Origin of the sequence: Mesorhizobium sp. AA23 (assembly GCF_001672435.1) — a bacterium.
Taxonomy (GTDB): Bacteria; Pseudomonadota; Alphaproteobacteria; order Rhizobiales; family Rhizobiaceae; genus Mesorhizobium.
Genome location: NZ_LYTP01000001.1, coordinates 515233 through 535251, shown reverse-complemented (window position 1 = coordinate 535251; position 20019 = coordinate 515233). Strand labels below are relative to the sequence as shown.

Here is a 20019-nt window from a genome sequence, read left to right as displayed (position 1 = left end):
TCCCATTAAGCATTGTCGGTTGTATTTGTTGATTGGCTGGTGGCTGGTCGGCTGGTGGGCGCGGATGCCGGCACCACCGCGCCGCGGCGCCGCTGCGCGTAGCCGGCAATGCCGATCGCGACGAGCAGGGTGACGCCGTTGAACAACGGCTCTACCCAGAACGACCCGCCGAACTGCTGGATGCCGGAAATGCCTACGGCGAGGATAACGACGCCGACGATCGTGCCCCAGACATTGACGCGGCCCGGCTTGATGGTGGTCGATCCGAGGAATGCGCCGACCAGGGCCGGCAGCAGGTATTCGAGGCCAACACTGGCCTGGCCGATCCTGAGCTTCGAGGCCAGCAGCACGCCGCCCAAGGCGGTGAGCGCGCCGGAGGCGACGAAGGCCCCCATGACGAATTTCTGCACCGGAATGCCGTTGAGCGCGGCCGCCTTCGGATTGGCGCCGATGGCGTAGAGGTAGCGGCCAAGCGGCATATATTCGAGCACCAGCCACATCACCAGCGCCAGCACGACCACGTAGTAGCCGGTGATCGGCAGGCCGAACAGCATGGTGCCGTTGAGGGAAAGGAAACCGTCGGGAAGCACGCCGACGACCTGGCGGCCGCCCGTGTACCACATTGCCAAAGCGTAGAGCACCGTGCCGGTGCCGAGTGTGGCGATGAAGGAGTCGATGCGCGCCACCTCGACCAGCAGGCCGTTGATGAAGCCGGTGAGCACGCCGAGCAGGATGACGATGAGCACCGCGAGCGGCCAGGGCACGCCGAATGCGGTTTGCAGGCTGATGGCAAGGATGTGCCAGAGCACGATGCCGTAGCCGACGGTGAGGTCGATGCGGCCCGAAGTCATCGGAATCATCGCCGCCAGCGACAAGAGCGCGATGATCGCCTTGTCGGAAACGATCGAGCGCAAATTGAGCAGCGTCGGGAACGTCCGCGGCAGGAGCAGCGAGAAGAGCAGGATCAGGAGCAGCGTCAGGATCGGCAGGCCGTAGACCGGCAGATAGCGCGCCGCCTTCTGGCCGTAGCTCAGTCCGGCGAGCTCCGAACGGGTCGGCTCCAGCGCCGTCGATTTGATCGAGTTCATGGATCCTCCTCAGGCGGCTTCGGACACGGAAGCGGCGCTGATGAGCGCCGCCGTCGTCAAGGCATCGCCGGCGAGCTCGCGCACGATGCGATTGTGCGAGAAGACGAGCGCGCGGTGACAGATGTGGGCGACTTCCTCGAAATCGGTGGAGACGACGATCACTGCCAGCCCGGCTTCGACCGCGGCGGCGATCAGCCGATAGATCTCGGCCTTGGCGCCGACATCGACGCCCGCAGTCGGATCCTCGGCGATCAGAAGCTTACGGCCCGTCGCCAGCCAGCGGCCGACGACCACCTTCTGCTGGTTGCCGCCGGAGAGCGCCTCGATCGGCAGGTGCGGGTCATTGGGCCGCAGCCCCAGTCGTGCGCCGAGCTCCCGCGTCAGCTCGCTTTCCCGGGCCGGCTTCATGAAGGAGAAGAGCCCGCGGCCGACGGCCGAGGGGTTGAGATACATGTTCTCGCGCACCGAGAGCGACAGCGCCACGGATTCCTCGGTGCGGTCACGCGCAATCAGTCCGACACCGGCGGCAAGAGCGGCGCCGACCGAGGACAGGTCGAGGCGCTTGCCGTCGAGCCAGACCAAGCCGTCGAAAGCTTCAGTCCCAAACAGCGCACGGCCGACAGCTTCCTGCCCGGCGCCGCGCAGGCCGACCAGGCCAAGCAACTCGCCGGACCGTGCCTCGAAGCGAACCGGACCGACACTGCCGCAAGTCAGGTTTTCCACCCTGAGCCGTTCCGGCCCGTCCCGCCAATGCGACTTGGCAAACATCTGGTGCGCCGGCCGGCCGACGATGAGATCGACCAGTTCCTGCGGCGTGGTCTCGGCCACCGGCTTGACCGCGACCATGCGGCCGTCGCGCATGACGGCGACGCGGTCGGCGATGCGGAACACCTCGTCCAGCCGGTGCGAGACATAGATCATGCCGACGCCGCGCTCGCGCAGCGGCCGGAGCGCCTCGAACAGGCGCTCGACCTCGTCCGCCGGCAGGCTCGCCGTCGGCTCGTCGAGGACCAAGACGTCGGCCTCGGTGGCCAAAGCCCGGGCAATCGCCACCAGAGACTTTTCGGTGCGGGAGAGGTCCTGCACGCGCGTCGCCGGATCGAAGGCACAGCCGACCAGCGCCAGCGCGCGCTCGGCGCGGCGCTCGGTGTCTTGCCAGTCGATCAGGCTGATGCGGCGCGAAAAACCCTGCGCCATGCCGACATTCTCGGCCACGGTCATCCATTCGATCAAGCCGAGGTCCTGATGGATGAAGGCGACCTTCTGCGGCTGATTGGGGCGGGGCGGGCGATGGTGATAATCCTCGCCGCGAAAGCGGATCGTGCCCTGGTCGCGCTTGTGGATGCCGGCGAGCGTCTTGATCAGCGTGGATTTGCCGGCGCCGTTCTCGCCGAGCAGCGCGACGATCTCGCCCTCATGGATGTCGAGCGAGACCGACTTCAGCGCCAGGGTGCCGCCAAAGCGCTTGGAGATGTCGATGAATTCGATGAGCTTGGGCCGCATTTTTTGGCCTCCTCCCAAGCCAAGCAAATGACTGAATTGCGACCGATGTTATCGCTAACATTTATGCAGGTCAAGTCTTGAAAATGGATCAACGCGCCGGCTATCGATGGGCCGGTTTTCGCGGAGAAGTACCATGTTCGGAGACATTGAAGGCGCTGGGTTCGAAGTTCTCGACGAGCGGTTCGAGCAGTGTTTCGTCGGTCACGTTGCGGTCGAGCGGCTGTGGACCGGCGGGCGCTGGCTCGAGGGCCCGGCGTGGTTCGCCGCCGGCCGGTATCTCCTTTTCTCCGACATCCCGAATGACCGCATCATGCGCTACGACGACACCAGCGGCACGGTCTCGGTCTTCCGCTCGCCGTCAAACAACGCCAACGGCAACACCGTCGATTTCCAAGGGCGGCTTGTCACCTGCGAGCATCAAGCGCGGCGCGTCACCCGCACCGAGCATGACGGCTCGATATCGGTGATCGCCGACCGCTTCGAAGGCAGGCGCTTGAACTCGCCCAACGATGTGGTGGTGCGCTCGGATGGCACGGCATGGTTTTCCGACCCGCCCTACGGCATAGCCACCGACTACGAGGGCGACCGCGCCGAGCAAGAGATCGAGGGATGTCATGTCTATCGTGCCGATCCTGCAACCGGTGAGGTAACGCGAGTTGTCTCGACTATGGCAAAACCCAACGGCCTCGCCTTCTCCCCGGACGAGACGATCCTCTATGTCGGCGACACAGGCGTCACGCATCAGAAGGACGGGCCAAGGCACATCCGCAAGTTCGCTGTCGAGGGCAACAATCTGCGCGAACTCGGCGTTTTCACCACCTGCACGGCCGGTCTGTTCGACGGGTTCAGGGTGGACACGACCGGCCGCGTCTGGGCAGGGGCCGGCGACGGCGTCCACTGCTTCGATCCAGACGGCACGCTGATCGGCAAGATCCGCATCCCGGAGACGGTGGCCAACCTGACTTTCGGCGGTCCCAAGCGCAATCGCTTGTTCATCACGGCGCGGCAGTCGCTTTACGCGGCTTTCGTGGTGGCGAACGCGGCGGGGCGGGGGTGAAAGCCGCGACCTGAGGTCCGCGGCGTCGGCTGCGGTCTCAGCTGCTCCGCGTGGCGACAAACGTTGCCGCCGCCTTCAGCAAATCCGCCTGCTCGCCATAGGGCTCCAGCAGTGCATGAGCCTGGTCGATGAGGCCGTGAAGCTGCTCGCGTGCCCAATCGGCGCCGTGCAGCGCGGCAAGTGTCGCCTTGCCGGCAGCGGCGTCCTTCTTGGTCGCCTTGCCCATCTGCTTTGCGTCGGCGGTGAGATCGAGCAGGTCGTCGGCTAGCTGGAAGGCAAGACCGATCGCCGAGCCGAACTCCGCCAGCCTTTCACGGTCGACGGCGGATGCGCCGGCGATGATGGCGCCTGCTTCGCAGGCAAAACGGATCAGCGCGCCTGTCTTCATCGCCTGCAGACGGATGATGCCGGCCTCGTCCGGCCGCTTGCGCTCGGCCTCGAGGTCGAGCGTCTGGCCGCCGACCATGCCGCCGGTTCCGGCGGCGCGGGCGAGCGCCAGCACCAGCGCCGCCCGCCGCTCGGCCGGCAACGCCGTCGCCTCGTCGGCGATGATGTCGAAGGCCAAAGTCAACAGCGCGTCGCCGGCAAGGATCGCGGTTGCCTCATCGAAAGCTTTGTGCACCGTAGGCTGGCCGCGGCGCAGATCGTCGTCGTCCATGGCAGGAAGATCGTCATGGATCAGCGAATAGCAATGCACGCATTCGAGCGCGGCGGCGACGCGCAGCGCCGCCTCGTCATTTGCCGAAAACAACGCCGCGCTTTCCATCACCAGAAAAGGGCGGAGCCGCTTGCCGCCGTTGAGCACGCCATGGCGCATCGCCGCCATCAGGCGTTCCGGCCGGGCGATCTCGCCGGAGAGCAGAGGCGCATCGAAGACCTGCCGCAGCAGGACCTCGACTGCTGCGGCGCGCGTAAAAAGCGCGGATTCGAAGGCCACCTGGTCGTCTTTCAACATGGCCGGACCGGTAGCCGACACTCAGACGTTGCGCAAGCAGCCTCGCGCCATTATGCCGAAGTAGCGGGTGGCACGGGTGGGGCGACTTGACGGAACCGATCGTCGAACATGAAAGCGAAGGGCTGGACATGGCACGGCCGCGGCGCCTGAACCGCGCCGGTCTCAAGCGCCTTGGCCGGCGCTGCCTGGTCGCGGCGATCGTGCTGGCCGCGATGCCGGTCGCGCTCACCTTTCTCTATCTGCCGCCCTTCGTGCATCCGGTTTCGACGCTGATGCTGAAGGATCTTGTCACCTTCTCCGGCTACGACCGGCGCTGGGTTTCGATCGACGATGTGGCGCCGGTGCTCATGCATTCGGTGATCATGTCGGAAGACGGGCAGTTCTGCTTCCATCGGGGCGTCGACCTCGGCGAATTGCGCGGCGTGGTCGACGATGCGCTTGCCGGCGAGGCAACGCGCGGCGCCTCCACCATCACCATGCAGACGGTGAAGAACCTGTTTTTGTGGTCGCGGCCGCTCGGCAGCGTGCGCAAGGTCGTCGAGCTGCCACTGGCCGTCTATTTCGATGCGGTGATGTCGAAGCGCCGCATCATGGAGATCTATCTTAACATCGCGGAATGGGGGCCAGGCATATACGGCATCGAGGCGGCCGCGCAGCATCATTTCGGCGTCTCGGCCAGGCAATTGTCGCGCCGGCAGGCAGCGTTGCTTGCCGTCAGCCTGCCCAACCCGATCGCGCGCAATCCGGCCAGGCCAGGCCCGGGTTTGAGGCGTCTCGCCAATCTGATCGAGCGGCGCGCCGGGCGTTCGGGCGCCTATGTCGGTTGCCTCGAATAAGATGAAGCGGCGCCGGCTCAAAAAAATTCGTGCCAGTGCTGGCCAAAACGGCGCAAGGCGTGTATAGGCACCCGACTTTCTCAGATTATGGCCTCGATGCGGCCCTTTCGCGAGGGTTGCCGGGGCATTTTGACCATGTAGTGGAGCATATCCATGGCCGTTCCAAAAAGAAAAACTTCTCCGTCGAAGCGCGGCATGCGCCGCTCGGCCGACGCCCTCAAGGCCCCGACCTATGTCGAGGACAAGAATTCCGGCGAAATGCGCCGGCCGCACCACATCGACCTGAAGACCGGCATGTATCGCGGCCGCCAGGTGCTGGAGCCGAAGGAAAGCTGAGAAGCTTGCACGGGAAAGCTGAGAAGCTTCCATGGTTGTGACGTTTTCAGAGGACCGGCCGCTGGCCGGTCTTTTTGATTCTGGCGACGGATGAAGGTCCTCGCGTTGGCTGGGCACGAGCCGCCGAAAAGGCAGCGGAAAAACGGCTGACATCGTTATTTCATTAGGATTTAGAGCGTGTTCGGCGCCATCGCCGAAAAGCCTTGACGGCGTGCCCGCCGCGCCTTTTACAAAAGGGTGCCTCATTGGAGACGCCCAGATGTTCGGTGCCATCCCGCTGCTGATCGTGCCCTTCGTCCTCTACAACCTCGGACTGCTCGGCCTGTTCGGCGGCGGCGACGATCCGTGGACGATCGAAATGTTCTCGTTCCGGATGATGTCAGGCGGCGTCTTCTCGATGACGCTCGGCGACCTGATGGTGCTAATCGGGCTGATCTTCCTCTTCGTCGAGATATCGAAATCGGTGCGCACCACCAATGCGTCGATCCTGGATCATCTGTTGTCGACGCTGGTCTTCATCGCCTTCCTGGTCGAGTTCCTGCTGGTGAAGGGCGCCGCGCATTCCGTGTTCTTCACGTTGATGATCATCGCGCTGTTCGATGTGCTGGCCGGCTTCTCCGTGTCGATGCGGTCGGCAAGCCGGGATATCAACTTAAACTAGGATTGCACCCGGCGACCCGGGGTCCAAAACGCCGTCAACCCGCGGCGGCGGCCTGAGGCTTACGGGCGACAACCGCCTCATAGGCGGTCTGCAACTGCCGGCGCACGGTCGGCGTGCCGGGCGGCGTCTTCACCGGCGCTCCAAGATGTTCGTGGCGCAATTCGTCCATGAACCGATCCCACAACGGCGGGCCGCCTTTTTCGAGCAGTTCGGCTCGGATCGACAGCTCCTCGCTGACCGGCAGCCAGACGCGGCCCCAGGCGCCGAGATGCGCCATGATCGGCACAAGGGTGATTGCCATCTCGGTCAGGCTGTAGATCGCCTTCTGCTTGTGGCTGGGATCGTCCGCCTTGGTCAGGAGGCCGAGCTCCATCAGCCGCTTCAGGCGATCGGCCAGGATGTTGGAGGCAATGCCTTCGATCGAGCCGTTGAGCAATTCCCGAAAATGACGCCTGGCGCCGAAGATAATGTCGCGCAGGATGATCAGGCTCCAGCGGTCGCCGAAAACTTCCAGCGACAGATTGATCGGGCAGCCGGAGCGGTGCTCGGTGTTCATGCCAGTCTCCAAAAAACCGGTTGCACTATGATATCAGCCTGCTTATCGTGCAACTGATTGCAATATGCAAGCAGATTGAGAGATAGAGGAGGGAAGGATGACCGTCTTGCCTCGCCCTGAGATCCATTCGGAAAGCTTCGGCGACCCGGCCGACCCGGCGATCCTTCTGATCATGGGCGCCATGGCCTCGATGCTCTGGTGGCCGGAAGCCTTTTGCCGGGCGCTTGCCGAGCGCGGCGGTTTCGTCATCCGCTACGACAATCGCGACACTGGTCTCTCGACCAAGTACACGCCGGGCGCGCCGCCTTACGGGTTCGAGGACATGGTCGATGATGCCGTCCGTGTGCTCGACGATCACAATATCGCCAAGGCGCAGGTCGTCGGCATGTCGATGGGCGGGATGATCGCGCAGATCGTGGCGCTGAAATATCCCGAACGGGTCAGCGCGCTCACCGTGGTCTCCAGCTCACCGCTCGGTGTCGATACGTCCGGTTTGCCGGGGACGAGCGAGGCCTACCGAGAGCATTCCGCCGAAGGTGCCGATGTCGATTGGTCGAACCGGCAACAGGTGATCGACTTCATGGTCAGGGACGCTCGCGCAATCGCCAGCACCCTGCATTCGTGCGACAGCGAACGGACACGTGCGATGATCGAGGAGGACTACGATCGGTCCGGCGGTCTCGCCAGCGCCACCAACCACTTCCTGCTGAAGAGCAGCGGCCCGGAGCGGCGAATAAGGGATTTGACCGTGCCGCTGCTCGTCATCCACGGCACTACCGATCCGCTCTTCCCGATCGAGCACGGCGAGGCGCTCGCGGCGCGGTTGCCGGCGGCAGGCTGGTGCGGATCGAAGGCGGCGGCCACGAACTGCACCGCAACGATTGGCCGCACATCGTCGAAGCAATCGCCGCATTTGGCTAGCCCGGCGGGATTAGGATTGACACCAGCGGTCTGCGAAAATAGTTAAGTGATCACTTCAGTATTGCCTCGACCTCCGCCGACAGGAGAAAAAATGTCCCTGACGCTGTATTTCCATCCGCTCGCGTCCTTCTGCTGGAAGCCGCTGATCGCGGTCTACGAAAACAACACGCGGTTTGCGCCGGTGATCGTCGATCTCGGCGATGCGCCGTCGCGCGCGGCTTTCCTGAAGGTTTCGCCGACGGGCAAGATGCCGGCCCTGCGCGATGACGCGCGGGGCCGCACGGTTATGGAATCGACCATCGTAATCGAATATCTCACCGCCTATTATCCCGGGCCGGTCGAGCTCATTCCCGCCGACGTCGACCTCGCCATCACGGTGCGCCAGGCAGACCGCTTCTACGACTTCTACGTGCAGGAGCCGATGCAGAAGATCGTCGGCGACCGGCTGCGGCCAAAGGACAAGACCGATCCGTTCGGAGTCGAGCAGGCGCGCGAGCAGCTGCGCAATTCCTACGCCATCATCGAACGGGAGATGCAGTCAAAAACGTGGGCGGTCGGCGACCACTTCACTTTGGCCGACTGCGCCGCCTCGCCGGCGCTGTTTTACGCCAACAAGGTCGAGCCGTTCGGCGACAAATTTCCCGCCGTGAAACGCTATCACGACCGTCTGCTCGAACGGCCGAGCTTCGCCCGCGTGATCGAGGAGGCGCAGCCCTATTTCAAGTTCTTCCCCTACAACAATGGCTAAGCCTCGATGCTGCATGATCCCGCCCAGCTCGATCTGATGTTCCAGGCGCTTGCCGATCCCGCCCGGCGCCATATGGTGGAACGTCTGTCGCGCGGACCGGCATCGGTCAGTCAGCTCGCCGAGCCGCTGGCAATGTCGCTGTCGGCCGTCGTCCAGCATCTCGCCGTTCTTGAGACGAGCGGGTTGGTGAGCACCGAGAAGCTTGGCCGGGTGCGAACCTGCCGGATCGAGCCAAACGCATTGCGGGCAGCCGAGCATTGGATCAACGAGCGGCGACTGGCCTGGGAACGCCGGCTCGACCGGCTCGGCGATTTTCTCACGGACATCACCGACCAAACCTGAAGGGGCCCGTCATGACCGAACGATCCGTCGTCCATTCCACCTTCGTCATCGAACGCCTCTATCCGGCGCCGCCCGAAAAGGTCTATTTCGCGCTCAGCGATCCGGCGGCCAAGAAGCGCTGGTTCTTCGATCCCGACAACCCGATGCCGAGCCGGCATGAAATGGACTTTCGCATCGGCGGCAAGGAGGTGAATGCCGGCTGCCCGAGCGACGGGCAGACGCATTTCTTCAACGCCGTCTACCAGGACATCGTGCCGAACAAACGCATCGTCTACAGCTATGAGCTGCTGTTCGGCGAAACCCGAGTTTCGGTTTCGCTGGCGACGATCGAGCTCATCGCGGAAGGCAGGGGAACGCGACTGATCCTGACGGAGCAAGGGGCCTTCTTCGACGGCATCGACTCGCCGGCCACGCGCGAGCATGGCACCGGCGAACTGCTCGACGCGCTTGGCGCGGCGCTGCAGGGAGCGAACTGAGGGCCTCTGGCTGGTGGCCAGCGGTCACTCTCCAGGGGAGAGTTCCCAGAACTGATCCAGCCAGACATTCAGCCTGAGGAAGCCGGCGGTGCTGACGGCGTAGACGCGTCTGGTGCCCTCGGCCCTGGCTTTGACCAGACCGGCGTCGAGCAGGACTTTCAGATGCTGGGAAACGGCCGGGCGCGAAACCGGCAAACCGGCGGCCAACTCATTCACCGTCTTGGGACCGCGCCGGAGCTCTTCCAAGAGATAGCGCCGGTTGGGATCGGCTATCGCCACGAAAGCGTCGGAAAACATCATGCCTCATTTGTGGGGCAAAGTTCCCCAAATCTCAACCATCGGTTTCAACCTTTGTGCGCGGGTCGAGCCGCAAGGCTTCCGGCGTGACGGCGCGGTCGGCCGGCTGCGTCTTGAAGGCATCGCGGTTCTCGATCGGAACCGGCGCGCGGGCGCGGATGCGGAGCAGGGTGTAACCGGCAAGGCAGAGATGCGCGAGCGCGGTCGCAAGGAAGAGCGCTTCGGGGCGCAGCCAGCCCATCAAAGCGGCGGCCAGCAGCGGTCCGATCATGGTGCCGAAGCCATAGAGCAACAGCAGGCCGCCGGAAACCTTGACGAAATCCTCCGCCCGCGCGTGGTCGTTGGCATGCGCGACGGCGATCGAATAGAGCGTGTAGGCGAAGGCGCCGTAGGCGGCCGTCAGCAAGATGACGAAAACGCCGGAACGCGGCTCGACCAGAAAGACCAGCACGGCAAACAGTGCCGCGCCGAAGGCTGCGCCCGCCAGCACGAAACGGCGGTCCGTGGTGTCGGATAGCCGGCCCGCGGGAAGCTGCATGGCCGCGCCGGCGATGACCACCAGGCTCATCATCAGCGCGATCTCGGCGGTAGAGATGCCGATGCGGGCGCCATAGACGGCGCCGAGCGTGCCCCAGGCGCCATTGGCTATGCCGATCAGAAGGCAGGCAACCGCCGACACCGGCGAATTGGCGTAGAGGCCTTTGACGTCGAGCTTGACATCCTGCAGCGGCTTCGGATGCGACTGGGTCGACACCGCAGTCGGAAGGAGCGACAGGCAGAACAGGATGCCGGTGATCATGAACAGCGAGGCCGATTTCACATCGCCGCCGGCGACGATCATCTGGCCGCCCATGATCGAAGCATAGGTGACCATCATATAGAGGCCGAAGACGGTGCCGCGATTCTCGTTGGTGGCCTTCTCATTCAGCCAGCTTTCGATGACCATGAAGGCGCCGGCCATGGTGAAGCCGGTGAAGGCGCGCAGCAGGATCCAGAAATACTCGTCGATGATGAGGCCGGTGAGGAGCGCAATGATTGCGCCGGAGGCGGCGAAGGCGCCGAACGCCCTGACATGACCGGCACGGCGCACCAGCCGCGGCGCGAAGAAACAGCCAGTGACGAAGCCGCCCGCCCATGCCGTGCCCATCAGGCCGAGCGAGGCGGTCGAGAACCCCTCAAGCTGGCCGCGCAGCGGCAAAAGCAGGCCATGCAGGCCGGAGGCCGCCAGCAGGAACGCGGTGCCGCGCAGCAGCGAGAGGATCGGTCGGTAGGTTGCGAACATAGGCTGATCCGGCTGGTAATTTCGAAGCGCAGGTCTGTTTGAGGGTGCAGCTCTGGCAGTCGCTTTCAGGCTTTTCCGGGGCGGCTGGCCATGCAGCCAGGATTATCCGCGGCGAAACAGTGCCTCGGCGGCGGATTTGGTGGCGCCCCTGGCGGCCCGCTCGGCTTCCAGCCTCGCGATCTCTTCGCGCAGCAGGTCAATGCGCTCGGACAAATCATCGACAGACAGCAGCGACAGATCCTGTCCGATCTCGTGTGGGCGGGGCTTCTTCCTGGGTTCGTCGTCGAAGATCGCCATCGTCGCTTCTCCCTGATTTCACCATTTGCCTGATTTGGTAATGAGCATACATAGGGCAGGGATGCCGATGCAAACAGCCGGCCAGCGGCATGAGGAAACGGGACAATTCATGGCAAGCGGACAGCATATTCCGGCAAAGATGACGGCGATCGCAATCTCGCAGCCTGGCGGTCCCAGGGTGCTGAAGCCGGAGACGCGGGACGTGCCCACGCCCGGCCCCGGCGAGGTCCTCATCCGCGTGCACGCGGCCGGCGTGAACAGGCCCGACGTGCAGCAGCGCAAAGGCGCCTATCCGCCGCCGCCCGGCGCCTCGGACCTGCCCGGGCTCGAGGCGGCCGGTGAGATCGCGGCGCTCGGCGACGAGATATCGCGCTGGCGCACCGGCGACCGGGTCTGCGCGCTGACGCCGGGCGGCGGCTATGCCGAATATGTCAAGGTCCACGCCGGCAGCGTGCTGCCGATCCCGGCGGGCTTTACCTATTCCGAGGCCGCGGCCGTGCCTGAGAACTACTTCACCGTCTGGCACAACGTGTTCGAGCGCGGCGGGCTGAAGAAAGGCGAGACGGTGCTTGTCCATGGCGGCTCGTCCGGCATCGGCACGACGGCCATACAGCTCGCCTCGGCATTTGGTGCCTATGTCATCACCACCGCCGGCAGCAAGGAGAAGTGCGACGCCTGTCTTAGGCTCGGCGCTGACCGGGCGATCAATTATCGCCAGCAGGACTTCGTTGCCGAGGTCAAGGACGCAACCGGCGGCCGGGGCGCCGACGTCATCCTCGACATGGTGGGCGGCGACTATGTGGCGCGCAACTACGATGCGGCGGCGGTCGAAGGACGCATCGTCCAGATCGCCGTACAGGCCGGTGCGGTCGCCAGCACCGACTTCGCAAAGCTCATGGTCAAGCGCCTTGTCCATACCGGCTCGACGCTTCGGCCGCGCACTGTCGAATTCAAGGCAGCCATCGCGGCGGCGCTCGAGGCTCAGGTCTGGCCGCTGCTCGGCACCCGCAAGGTCGCTCCGGTCATGGACATGATCTTCCCACTGACGGAGGCCTGGCGGGCGCATGAGCGGATGGAGGAGGGCGAGCATATCGGCAAGATCGTCCTCGACGTCGGCTAGGATGTCGCCCGATAGGTGAGGCCGGCCTGCAAACAATTGTGTCCTGCGCTTCCGCTGCTCACGTTCCGCTCCGGTTTGCGGACCAACCGTTTTGGGCTTGGCCTAACCTGAATCCTCGACGCATCCTGGGCGTTCGGATCCCTGACGAGAGACTGAACAAAGGCCTAATGCTGCAATGCACAAAATGCATTGCCGCCATGCAAAAGAGTCCGTTCAATTCGTAGGCAAGGGTGCCTATTTACGCGGCATCGAACAACTGATCCCGTGAATGGAGGACTGAAATGAACCCGATCCGCGCTTTCCGCAACTGGCGCCTCTACAATGAGACGGTGCGTGAGCTGAACAAGCTGAACGCCCGCCAGCTGAACGACCTCGGCATCAACCGCGGCGACATCGAGCGTATCGCTCGCCAGGCTCTTTGATTTGAAGCACGACCCGGCCGCAAGGCTGGGCCGTAGTCTCGAAGCCAGAGCCGTCTCAGACGCTTGCTCGTCTCCGGTTCCGAACCCGCTGGACTCCGTCCGGCGGGTTTTGTCTTTTTGGGTCCCAGCTGCTCCCCTCCCAAAAACATTGCGAAATCGTGACGGAGCGTTTATACAGGCCGCGAATTTCCCATTTTGGTGGCTCTAAAACCACCGCCCGCGCGGGAACGCGGGCGAACGAGAAGGATTTTTGATATGGCCAATACGCTGCTGATGCCCAAGGCCACCGCCGTCTGGCTGGTCGACAACACCGCGCTCTCCTTCGAGCAGATCGCGCAGTTCTGCGGGCTGCATCCGCTGGAGGTCAAGGCGATCGCGGACGGCGAGTCGGCTCAGGGCATCAAGGGCATGGACCCGATCATGACCGGCCAGCTCACCCGCGACGAGATCGCGCGCGGCGAGAAGGATCCGAACCATCGGCTGAAACTCTCGGACCCCAAGGTGCGGGTGCCGGAATCGAAGCGCAAAGGCCCGCGCTACACGCCGCTGTCGAAGCGCCAGGACCGGCCGAACGCCATTCTCTGGCTGGTACGCAATCATCCCGAGCTCAAGGACGCGCAGATCGCGCGGCTGGTCGGCACGACCAAGTCGACGATCGAGCAGATTCGGGAGCGCCGGCATTGGAACTCGGCCAATCTGCAGCCGATGGATCCGGTGACGCTGGGCCTGACCTCGCAGATCGACCTCGACATGGAAGTCAACCGCGCCTCGCGAGGCCGCGAGCAGGCACAGCCGGTCGCCGGCGACACGCTGCTGCCGGCGGCGCTGACCGAAAGGCTGACGCCGGCTCCGGAGAAGCCGAAGGACGAGGATCAGGAGCTCGACGCCAATGCCGTGTTCGCCAAGCTTTCGGCGCTGAAGTCGAAGGACAAGAAAGAAGACGGGGAAGAGGAGTAAGGTCTCCCAGCCCGACAAAAAAGCCCGCTTCGCGCGGGCTTTTTTGTCGGCCGTGCCTGGGGAGGTCAGGTCCGCGCCGCTCGATCGGGCGCCATGCCGTAATCCTCGCTGCGTTCCACGGCGCGGTAGAAGTCGGCGAGCTGCTTGCCGCGCTCCGGCTTGTAGATACGCCCGGCAATCACCACCGAGGCGATGCGGTCGATGCGGAAGGCGCGAAAATCGTCGCGCATCTCGCACCAGGCGACCAGAGTCCATACCTTGCCCCAGAACCAGAGGCCCAGGGGCCGGATGTCGCGCGCCGTGCCGCGCCCGGCTTCGTCCGAGTAGTCGATGGTGAGCACCTGGCGCTTCTCGATGGCGCGCTCGATGAGGTCGATCGCCTCGCGCGCGGCATCGCTCACCACCCACATCGGCGTGTGGATCTCGGTGCGGGCGATGCGATCCTTTTCCGTGTCGGGCAGCACCGCGCCGATCTTGACCAGCGCCTCGTCGGCGGCCCTTGCCATCGCCGCGCCGCCAAAGGCGCGCACCATGCGGGCGCCGGCAACGAGCGCCACGATCTCGTCACGCGTGAACATCAGCGGCGGAAGGTCGAAACCTTCCCTCATCATGTAGCCGACACCCGCCTCGCCGTCGATCGGCACGCCGGTCGACTGCAAGTCGGCTATATCGCGGTAGATGGTCCGCTCGGACACCTCGAGCCACGTCCCGAGCTTCTGCGCGGTGACCAGTCTGCCTCCGCGCAGATGCTGCACGATCTGGAAAAGCCTGTCGGCGCGGCGCATCGTTTGACCCCTTGCCTTCGGTTCTACGCATGCCGCGGTCCCAAAACCGGTTCCCGCAGGTTCGAGGCTGCTTCAATAACGCAGGCCTCCTGACAACATACTGTCAGGAGGCTGCAGCCACTCCACCACCGGACAACGGCGTCTTTCCTGAAACCCAGCGTTTCAACCGACATTACATCTGGGCGCGGCATGGCCGCTATCCAAGTCATGCGCCGAAAAATTTCAGTTCTCACGCACGCGGCCGTTATAAAGGTCCGGCCAACCGATGTCCTTGCGAATGTCCGCCGGCAAAGTATTCAGGAAACGCTGGGTCCGGATCTCGTTCCGCACGGTGCGGATCTTGCCGACATAGTGCTGCACGCTACGCAGGATGGTAAAACCGTTCATGACCGAGCTCCTCTTTTTGACGAGAGGAGTATCTCACACCCCTGCTGACAGCAGTCTGTCAGCAGGGGTGCGAGGTAGCCGAAGCCGGCGCCAGAACGATCAGCGCGGTCCCAGGGCGCCCCTTTGTTTGTCAGGAGCGATACGATGGCGAAAGCGCCCAAGAACCGCTTTGACAGCCGCCGAGGATGCTGCTCAAAGGCGGCATGACGAAACTGCTCGCCCTTGTCATCATCGGCATCATGCTCATCCAAATCATCAAGCCGCTCGGCTGGCCGGGGCTGAAGCGCCGCAGCGATTTCTGGAAGCTGGCGCTGCTTGCAATGGCCGCAATCTCGCTGGCGGCCGTGCTTGGTCATTGGGCTTGAGGCACGTCGATATCAGGTGGGGACGGCCTGCGAAAGGCGGCGCTGGCCCCCCGCTGTTTCGATGCCTCAGCTAGGAGTGCGGCCGGCAAAAACAAAACCCGGGCCTTGGCACCCGGGCCTTGGCCCGGGTTTTCAGCGCTTTAGGGAAAGCTCAAAGCGCGTCGACGCGCTTCAAGCCGTTATTGATGCATATCGTTGCCCCAGAACCGCTGCACACTTCTGGGCGACATGCATTGCTATCAGGCGGCCTTTTCCAGCGCCGGCTGCCATTGTCCGAGCGCCGCCAGATGATTCATGTGGGCGCGATGGATGAAGGCAGCCTGGCCGGTGGCGACGTTCGACGCCTTGCCGCTCCAGGCCTTCTGCGCGGCCGCCTGCAGGGCGCGGCCGTAGGAGAAGGAGAGCTTCCACGGATGCGGGCCGATGACATTGATGGCGTTAAGGTTGGCCGTCGCTTCCTCGTCGTCCTGGCCGCCCGACAGGAAGGCAATGCCGGGCACCGCCACAGGCACGGCTTCGCGAAACAGCTTGATCGTCTTCTGGGCGACCGCTTCGGGACTGTCCTTCTTGCCCGATTTCTTGCCGGAGATGACCATGTTCGGCTTGAGGATGGTGCCTTCGAGGACCACGCGCGCGGCATAAAGCTCGCCATAGAGCTTCAGCAGGGTCGCCTTGCTCACCTCGTAGCAGGTGTCGATCGAGTGGGCGCCGTCCATCAGCACTTCCGGCTCGACGATCGGCACGATGCCTGCCTCCTGGCAGAGCGCGGCGTAGCGTGCCAGCGCATGCGCGTTGGAGGCGATCGAGGTGGCTGACGGCACGCCCTTGGCGGTGTCGATGTCGATCACCGCGCGCCATTTGGCGAACCGGGCGCCGAGCTTATAGTAGTCCGCCAGCCGCTCGCGCAGGCCATCGAGACCCTCGGTGATGGTGTCGCCGGGAAAGCCGGCGAGAGGCTTGGCGCCGACATCGACCTTGATGCCCGGAATGGCGCCGGCGGCCTTGATGATGTCGACCAGCGGCGTGCCGTCGGCAGCCTTCTGGCGAATGGTCTCGTCATAGAGGATGACGCCGGAAATATACTTGGTCATCGCCTCCTTGGCGCGGAACATCATCTCGCGATAGTCGCGCCGATTGTCGGCGGTCGATTCGACGCCGATGACGTCGAAGCGCTTCTTGATGGTGCCGGAGCTCTCATCGGCGGCCAAAAGGCCCTTGCCATCCGCCACGATCGCGGCGGCAATGTCTTCGAGACGTTCGCTCATGGTGCTCTCCTAAGGTGCGTTTATTCCGCGCTAGCAGAACACTACCGCCAAAGGAATGACGCCGAAAAGCTCGAATCGATTGAAAGTCTCGATAGCGGCGTCCGTTCGGAAAGTCTTGAATGACTCAGCGCTTCAGCACCTCGACGCCCGGCAGCGGCTTGCCTTCCATCCATTCGAGGAAGGCGCCGCCGGCGGTGGAGACATAGGTGAAGTCGTCGGCGACGCCGGCATGGTTGAGCGCGGCTACCGTGTCGCCGCCGCCGGCGACCGAGACCAGCTTGCCTTCCTTTGTGCGGGCTGCCGCATGCTTTGCCGCAGCCACCGTGGCGCGGTCGAAGGGTTCGATCTCGAATGCACCGAGCGGGCCGTTCCAGACCAGCGTGGCAGCGCGGTCGATCCAATCGGTGACGCTCTTCACGGTTTTCTCGCCGACATCGAGGATCATGCCGTCTGCGGGCACGTCGGAGATGGCGACGGTTTGGCTGGCGGCACCCGCCTTGAATTCCTTCGCCACGACGCCGTCGGCGGGCAGAATGATGGCGCAGCCGGCTTCGGCCGCCTCGATCATGATCTGCTTGGCGGTGGAGGCCAGGTCATGCTCGCAGAGCGATTTGCCGACATCGGTACCCCGCGCGGCGAGGAAGGTGTTGGCCATGCCGCCGCCGATGACCAGCGCGTCGACCTTCTTCACCAGGTTCATCAAAAGATCGATCTTGGTCGAGACCTTGGCGCCGCCGACGATGGCCACGACGGGCCGCACCGGATTGCCGAGACCTTGTTCCAACGCGTCGAGCTCGGCCTGCATGGTGCGGCCGGCATAGGCCGGCAGGCGGTGCGCCAGGCCTTCGGTCGACGCATGCGCGCGGTGCGCGGCGGAAAAGGCGTCGTTGACGTAGATGTCGCCATTGGCGGCGAGCTTTTCGGTGAAGGCCTGATCGTTCTTCTCCTCGGCCTTGTGGAAGCGGGTGTTTTCCAAAAGCAGGACCTCGCCATCCTTCATGGCGGCAACCGCGTCGGCGGCCTTGTCGCCGATGCAGTCGGAGGCGAAGCCGACCGGGCGGCCGAGCACTTCCGCCGTGGCGCGAGCGATCGGCTCCAGCGAGAATTCGGCCGACGGGCCGTCCTTCGGACGACCGAAATGCGCGAGCAGTATCACCCTGGCGCCTTTGCCGGAGAGCTCGGAAAGGGTCGGCGCGATGCGCTCGATGCGGGTGGCGTCCGTCACCTTGCCGTCGGCGACGGGAACGTTGAGGTCGACGCGCACCAGGATGCGCTTGCCGCCAACGGCGCCGATATCGTCGAGTGTCTTGAAGCCGGCCATGGTCGTCCTTTCCGCCAAAAACGCGGCGACCTTACCCGCCACCGGGCACGATGCAAGGCCTGGGCCGCACAGCGCGTGCAAAAATGATGTCGTTGTGTGACGTCAGCTCTCGCTGGCTGATTTTGGCGCTATGGGCTTGGACGTCGTCATTTCGTCCGGCTCGCTTTGAGGAACCTTGCTTGGCGCTGGTTTGCGCCAGCCGCGGATAAAGGCGGCGATGCGGTCGGCGATCTCGCCGGCGCTCAGGAAAACCGGCACGCGCGCCACCGGCGCGGTCGGCTCGAAGGACAGGCCAAGCCCGGTGATCCGGCCCTTCTCGTCGACATCGCGTACGATCAGCTCGATCGGGCCGATCATCACGCGGTCGGCATATTCGGCCTGGCCGCCGAGCCGCTCGGTGACCAGCGCCGCGACGGTGAGCTTCTGTTCGGCCTCGGTGAGGCCGGGCCCATAGGCGGCTTCGAGCTCGGCGGCGGAGCGGGCCGGATCGACGGCAAAGGCGCCAAAGAAGTCGGCATCCTCGGGGTCGACGACGGCGCGGCTGGCGAAGAGCTTGTCGAGCAAGCGCGGATAGCGGTCCGGCACGAAGATGTAGACCTGATCGCCGGCGGCGAGCCGGCCCATGTCCTGGAACCGCATGGAGCGGCCATCGCGCAGCACCAGCGAAGGCCTCGCCCAGCGCGGGATGCGTTCGCCGCGCGCCACCGGACTACCGGGAGCGACGCGATAGGCGAGCAGCTCGTGGTGAGCCGAGCCCGGCAGCTCGAGCTCGACCTTGTCGAGAGGTCCAAGCCTTGCCGGCACGATGAGGCCGAGGCGGCGCGCCAGCGGACCGACGGTCCAACCTTGCACCACCAGCGAGACCAGCACGATGATGAAGGCGACATTGAAGATGAGGCGACCGTTGGCGAGGCCGCCGAGCAGTGGCGTGATGGCAAGCAGGATCGAAACGGCGCCTCGCAACCCAACCCAAGAGACGAAAGCGACCTCCGGACGCGGCAGGCGGAACGGCATCAGGCAGAGCCAGACGGCCAAGGGCCGCGCCACGAAGATCAGGAACAGCCCGAGCAGGATCGCCGGCAGCAGGATCGCAGGGAACTGCGAGGGCGTGGCAAACAGGCCGAGGATCAAAAACATGATGATCTGCGCGAGCCACGACATGCCGTCCTGGAAGCGCTTCAGGATGGTGACGGCGCGAATGTCGGAATTGCCGGCGACGAGGCCGGCGAGATACACCGCAAGGAAGCCCGAGCCGCCGACGGCGCCGGCCGCGGCGAACACCATCAGCGACAGCGTCAGCACGAAGATCGGCAGCAGGCCATGGTCAAGGTTCAGTCGCTCGACGAGGCGCACGATCGCCAAGCCGCCGAGCACGCCGATGATGGCGCCGAGTCCCATGTTGATGACGAAGCCGATCACCAAACTGGTGGCGAGAACGTTTGCCTCGGGGTTGGCATGCGCGGCGATGATCTCGACCAAAGAGATGGTGAGGAAGATGGCGATCGGATCATTGGTGCCGGATTCAACCTCGAGCGTCGAGCGAACGCGCTCGCGCAAATGGATCTCCCCGGCGCGCAGTAGGAAGAACACCGCCGCTGCGTCGGTCGAAGCGACGGCGGCGCCGAGCAGCGAGGATTCCAGCCAGCTGAGATTGAGGAGGTAGTAGGCGGCGACGCCGAAGATGCCGGTGGTCAGGAGGACGCCGACGGTGGCCAGCGACAGCGCCGGCCCGGCCGCCTGGCGCAAGGCGTTGAGCGGCGTGCCGAAACCGGAATCGAACAGGATAATGGCCAAAGCCAACGAGCCGGCGAAATAAGCCAGCCGCGCATTGTCGAATTCGATGCCAAGGCCGTCGACGCCGGTGGCAAGGCCAATGCAGAGGAAGAGGAGCAGCAGGGGTGCGCCGAAGCGAAAGGCGATCAGGCTCGAAAAGGCGGCGGCGACAACAAGCGCTGTGCCGACCAGCGTCACGAGATAGATCGCATGCTCCATCCGGAATTGCCCCTCAAATCCGCGTCCCTCCCGCTTTACGGCAGAGTGGG

Annotated in this window: 23 protein-coding genes and 1 pseudogene; 12 read left to right on the top strand and 12 right to left on the bottom strand. The window is 64.3% G+C overall.

Features of this window, described 5'->3' with window-relative positions:
* Positions 1-5: 5 nt before the first annotated feature.
* Entirely contained in the window at positions 6-1088 is a 1083-nt protein-coding gene (locus A9K66_RS02570) for an ABC transporter permease (RefSeq protein WP_067319343.1), read from the bottom strand.
* A gap of 9 nt (positions 1089-1097) precedes the next feature.
* Positions 1098-2591, bottom strand: a complete 1494-nt coding sequence (locus A9K66_RS02565) for a sugar ABC transporter ATP-binding protein (RefSeq protein ID WP_067319341.1) — start codon at positions 2589-2591, stop codon at positions 1098-1100.
* 133 nt (positions 2592-2724) lie between these two features.
* On the opposite strand from A9K66_RS02565, the gene A9K66_RS02560 reads away from it, so the two are divergent.
* Entirely contained in the window at positions 2725-3648 is a 924-nt protein-coding gene (locus A9K66_RS02560) for an SMP-30/gluconolactonase/LRE family protein (RefSeq protein ID WP_067319339.1), read from the top strand.
* 37 nt (positions 3649-3685) lie between these two features.
* Here the strand turns inward: A9K66_RS02560 and A9K66_RS02555 are convergent, their stop codons facing one another.
* Entirely contained in the window at positions 3686-4603 is a 918-nt protein-coding gene (locus A9K66_RS02555; RefSeq protein WP_067319337.1) for a polyprenyl synthetase family protein, read from the bottom strand.
* Between the two features lie 128 nt (positions 4604-4731).
* On the opposite strand from A9K66_RS02555, the gene A9K66_RS02550 reads away from it, so the two are divergent.
* The 3 genes from A9K66_RS02550 (at position 4732) to A9K66_RS02540 (ending at position 6436) form a co-directional block, all read left to right on the top strand.
* On the top strand, positions 4732-5439 hold the full coding sequence (locus A9K66_RS02550; RefSeq protein ID WP_067319686.1) for a transglycosylase domain-containing protein: 708 nt from the start codon (positions 4732-4734) through the stop codon (positions 5437-5439).
* A 153-nt stretch (positions 5440-5592) separates the two neighbouring features.
* Positions 5593-5775: a 50S ribosomal protein L32 gene (gene rpmF / locus A9K66_RS02545; RefSeq protein WP_006203806.1), complete on the top strand. Its 183-nt coding sequence runs from the start codon at positions 5593-5595 to the stop codon at positions 5773-5775.
* Between the two features lie 259 nt (positions 5776-6034).
* A complete protein-coding gene (locus A9K66_RS02540) occupies positions 6035-6436 on the top strand; it encodes a hypothetical protein (RefSeq protein ID WP_067319335.1) in 402 nt (133 codons plus the stop codon).
* Positions 6437-6470: 34 nt separating this feature from the next.
* Here A9K66_RS02540 and A9K66_RS02535 read toward each other — a convergent pair whose 3' ends face one another.
* Positions 6471-6992 carry a helix-turn-helix domain-containing protein gene (locus tag A9K66_RS02535; protein WP_067319333.1) on the bottom strand — a complete coding sequence of 174 codons (522 nt, stop codon included), beginning with the start codon at positions 6990-6992 and terminating at the stop codon, positions 6471-6473.
* Positions 6993-7089: 97 nt separating this feature from the next.
* Between A9K66_RS02535 and A9K66_RS02530 the strand changes: the two are divergent.
* From A9K66_RS02530 to A9K66_RS02515, 4 genes and pseudogenes are all read left to right on the top strand, one after another.
* Positions 7090-7913: pseudogene (locus A9K66_RS02530) on the top strand (alpha/beta hydrolase).
* Positions 7914-8004: 91 nt separating this feature from the next.
* Entirely contained in the window at positions 8005-8661 is a 657-nt protein-coding gene (locus A9K66_RS02525; RefSeq protein ID WP_067319331.1) for a glutathione S-transferase family protein, read from the top strand.
* Between the two features lie 6 nt (positions 8662-8667).
* On the top strand, positions 8668-9003 hold the full coding sequence (locus A9K66_RS02520) for a metalloregulator ArsR/SmtB family transcription factor (RefSeq protein ID WP_067319330.1): 336 nt from the start codon (positions 8668-8670) through the stop codon (positions 9001-9003).
* Positions 9004-9014: 11 nt separating this feature from the next.
* On the top strand, positions 9015-9479 hold the full coding sequence (locus tag A9K66_RS02515; protein WP_067319328.1) for an SRPBCC family protein: 465 nt from the start codon (positions 9015-9017) through the stop codon (positions 9477-9479).
* A gap of 24 nt (positions 9480-9503) precedes the next feature.
* Here A9K66_RS02515 and A9K66_RS02510 read toward each other — a convergent pair whose 3' ends face one another.
* The 3 genes from A9K66_RS02510 to A9K66_RS02500 form a co-directional block, all read right to left on the bottom strand.
* Positions 9504-9779 (bottom strand): metalloregulator ArsR/SmtB family transcription factor, encoded by a 276-nt coding sequence (locus tag A9K66_RS02510; RefSeq protein WP_067319326.1) that lies wholly within the window; start codon positions 9777-9779, stop codon positions 9504-9506.
* Positions 9780-9810: 31 nt separating this feature from the next.
* Positions 9811-11058, bottom strand: a complete 1248-nt coding sequence (locus A9K66_RS02505) for an MFS transporter (RefSeq protein ID WP_067002026.1) — start codon at positions 11056-11058, stop codon at positions 9811-9813.
* A gap of 102 nt (positions 11059-11160) precedes the next feature.
* Positions 11161-11355, bottom strand: a complete 195-nt coding sequence (locus A9K66_RS02500) for a DUF1192 domain-containing protein (protein WP_067002029.1) — start codon at positions 11353-11355, stop codon at positions 11161-11163.
* 109 nt (positions 11356-11464) lie between these two features.
* On the opposite strand from A9K66_RS02500, the gene A9K66_RS02495 reads away from it, so the two are divergent.
* The 3 genes from A9K66_RS02495 (at position 11465) to A9K66_RS02485 (ending at position 13854) form a co-directional block, all read left to right on the top strand.
* The gene (locus A9K66_RS02495; RefSeq protein ID WP_067319684.1) at positions 11465-12475 is read left to right on the top strand and encodes an NAD(P)H-quinone oxidoreductase; all 1011 of its coding nucleotides are present in this window, start codon (positions 11465-11467) and stop codon (positions 12473-12475) included.
* A gap of 281 nt (positions 12476-12756) precedes the next feature.
* Positions 12757-12897, top strand: coding sequence for a DUF1127 domain-containing protein (locus A9K66_RS02490; RefSeq protein ID WP_067002031.1), 141 nt, complete (start codon positions 12757-12759; stop codon positions 12895-12897).
* 255 nt (positions 12898-13152) lie between these two features.
* Positions 13153-13854: a DUF1013 domain-containing protein gene (locus tag A9K66_RS02485; RefSeq protein ID WP_067319324.1), complete on the top strand. Its 702-nt coding sequence runs from the start codon at positions 13153-13155 to the stop codon at positions 13852-13854.
* 65 nt (positions 13855-13919) lie between these two features.
* Here the strand turns inward: A9K66_RS02485 and A9K66_RS02480 are convergent, their stop codons facing one another.
* Positions 13920-14639 (bottom strand): YafY family protein, encoded by a 720-nt coding sequence (locus tag A9K66_RS02480; RefSeq protein WP_059189944.1) that lies wholly within the window; start codon positions 14637-14639, stop codon positions 13920-13922.
* Positions 14640-14861: 222 nt separating this feature from the next.
* Entirely contained in the window at positions 14862-15026 is a 165-nt protein-coding gene (locus A9K66_RS29015; protein WP_082953649.1) for a hypothetical protein, read from the bottom strand.
* 185 nt (positions 15027-15211) lie between these two features.
* Between A9K66_RS29015 and A9K66_RS02475 the strand changes: the two genes are divergently transcribed.
* On the top strand, positions 15212-15391 hold the full coding sequence (locus A9K66_RS02475) for a hypothetical protein (RefSeq protein WP_067319322.1): 180 nt from the start codon (positions 15212-15214) through the stop codon (positions 15389-15391).
* 239 nt (positions 15392-15630) lie between these two features.
* Here A9K66_RS02475 and A9K66_RS02470 read toward each other — a convergent pair whose 3' ends face one another.
* The 3 genes from A9K66_RS02470 to A9K66_RS02460 all read right to left on the bottom strand — a co-directional run bounded on the left by A9K66_RS02470 (position 15631) and on the right by A9K66_RS02460 (position 19969).
* On the bottom strand, positions 15631-16656 hold the full coding sequence (locus A9K66_RS02470; protein ID WP_067319320.1) for a class I fructose-bisphosphate aldolase: 1026 nt from the start codon (positions 16654-16656) through the stop codon (positions 15631-15633).
* A gap of 124 nt (positions 16657-16780) precedes the next feature.
* Complete coding sequence (locus A9K66_RS02465; protein WP_067319319.1) at positions 16781-17977, bottom strand: phosphoglycerate kinase; 1197 nt, start codon at positions 17975-17977, stop codon at positions 16781-16783.
* 102 nt (positions 17978-18079) lie between these two features.
* Positions 18080-19969: a potassium/proton antiporter gene (locus A9K66_RS02460; protein WP_067319317.1), complete on the bottom strand. Its 1890-nt coding sequence runs from the start codon at positions 19967-19969 to the stop codon at positions 18080-18082.
* Positions 19970-20019: the final 50 nt, after the last annotated feature.

What these genes read in the sequence shown, in the direction of transcription:
- A9K66_RS02570 (WP_067319343.1), bottom strand. Translation starts at nt 1,088, where the DNA reads ATGAACTCGATCAAATCGACGGCGCTGGAGCCGACCCGTTCGGAGCTC.
- A9K66_RS02565 (WP_067319341.1), bottom strand. Translation starts at nt 2,591, where the DNA reads ATGCGGCCCAAGCTCATCGAATTCATCGACATCTCCAAGCGCTTTGGC.
- A9K66_RS02560 (WP_067319339.1), top strand. Translation starts at nt 2,725, where the DNA reads ATGTTCGGAGACATTGAAGGCGCTGGGTTCGAAGTTCTCGACGAGCGG.
- A9K66_RS02555 (WP_067319337.1), bottom strand. Translation starts at nt 4,603, where the DNA reads ATGTTGAAAGACGACCAGGTGGCCTTCGAATCCGCGCTTTTTACGCGC.
- A9K66_RS02550 (WP_067319686.1), top strand. Translation starts at nt 4,732, where the DNA reads ATGGCACGGCCGCGGCGCCTGAACCGCGCCGGTCTCAAGCGCCTTGGC.
- rpmF (WP_006203806.1), top strand. Translation starts at nt 5,593, where the DNA reads ATGGCCGTTCCAAAAAGAAAAACTTCTCCGTCGAAGCGCGGCATGCGC.
- A9K66_RS02540 (WP_067319335.1), top strand. Translation starts at nt 6,035, where the DNA reads ATGTTCGGTGCCATCCCGCTGCTGATCGTGCCCTTCGTCCTCTACAAC.
- A9K66_RS02535 (WP_067319333.1), bottom strand. Translation starts at nt 6,992, where the DNA reads ATGAACACCGAGCACCGCTCCGGCTGCCCGATCAATCTGTCGCTGGAA.
- A9K66_RS02525 (WP_067319331.1), top strand. Translation starts at nt 8,005, where the DNA reads ATGTCCCTGACGCTGTATTTCCATCCGCTCGCGTCCTTCTGCTGGAAG.
- A9K66_RS02520 (WP_067319330.1), top strand. Translation starts at nt 8,668, where the DNA reads ATGCTGCATGATCCCGCCCAGCTCGATCTGATGTTCCAGGCGCTTGCC.
- A9K66_RS02515 (WP_067319328.1), top strand. Translation starts at nt 9,015, where the DNA reads ATGACCGAACGATCCGTCGTCCATTCCACCTTCGTCATCGAACGCCTC.
- A9K66_RS02510 (WP_067319326.1), bottom strand. Translation starts at nt 9,779, where the DNA reads ATGATGTTTTCCGACGCTTTCGTGGCGATAGCCGATCCCAACCGGCGC.
- A9K66_RS02505 (WP_067002026.1), bottom strand. Translation starts at nt 11,058, where the DNA reads ATGTTCGCAACCTACCGACCGATCCTCTCGCTGCTGCGCGGCACCGCG.
- A9K66_RS02500 (WP_067002029.1), bottom strand. Translation starts at nt 11,355, where the DNA reads ATGGCGATCTTCGACGACGAACCCAGGAAGAAGCCCCGCCCACACGAG.
- A9K66_RS02495 (WP_067319684.1), top strand. Translation starts at nt 11,465, where the DNA reads ATGGCAAGCGGACAGCATATTCCGGCAAAGATGACGGCGATCGCAATC.
- A9K66_RS02490 (WP_067002031.1), top strand. Translation starts at nt 12,757, where the DNA reads ATGAACCCGATCCGCGCTTTCCGCAACTGGCGCCTCTACAATGAGACG.
- A9K66_RS02485 (WP_067319324.1), top strand. Translation starts at nt 13,153, where the DNA reads ATGGCCAATACGCTGCTGATGCCCAAGGCCACCGCCGTCTGGCTGGTC.
- A9K66_RS02480 (WP_059189944.1), bottom strand. Translation starts at nt 14,639, where the DNA reads ATGCGCCGCGCCGACAGGCTTTTCCAGATCGTGCAGCATCTGCGCGGA.
- A9K66_RS29015 (WP_082953649.1), bottom strand. Translation starts at nt 15,026, where the DNA reads ATGAACGGTTTTACCATCCTGCGTAGCGTGCAGCACTATGTCGGCAAG.
- A9K66_RS02475 (WP_067319322.1), top strand. Translation starts at nt 15,212, where the DNA reads ATGCTGCTCAAAGGCGGCATGACGAAACTGCTCGCCCTTGTCATCATC.
- A9K66_RS02470 (WP_067319320.1), bottom strand. Translation starts at nt 16,656, where the DNA reads ATGAGCGAACGTCTCGAAGACATTGCCGCCGCGATCGTGGCGGATGGC.
- A9K66_RS02465 (WP_067319319.1), bottom strand. Translation starts at nt 17,977, where the DNA reads ATGGCCGGCTTCAAGACACTCGACGATATCGGCGCCGTTGGCGGCAAG.
- A9K66_RS02460 (WP_067319317.1), bottom strand. Translation starts at nt 19,969, where the DNA reads ATGGAGCATGCGATCTATCTCGTGACGCTGGTCGGCACAGCGCTTGTT.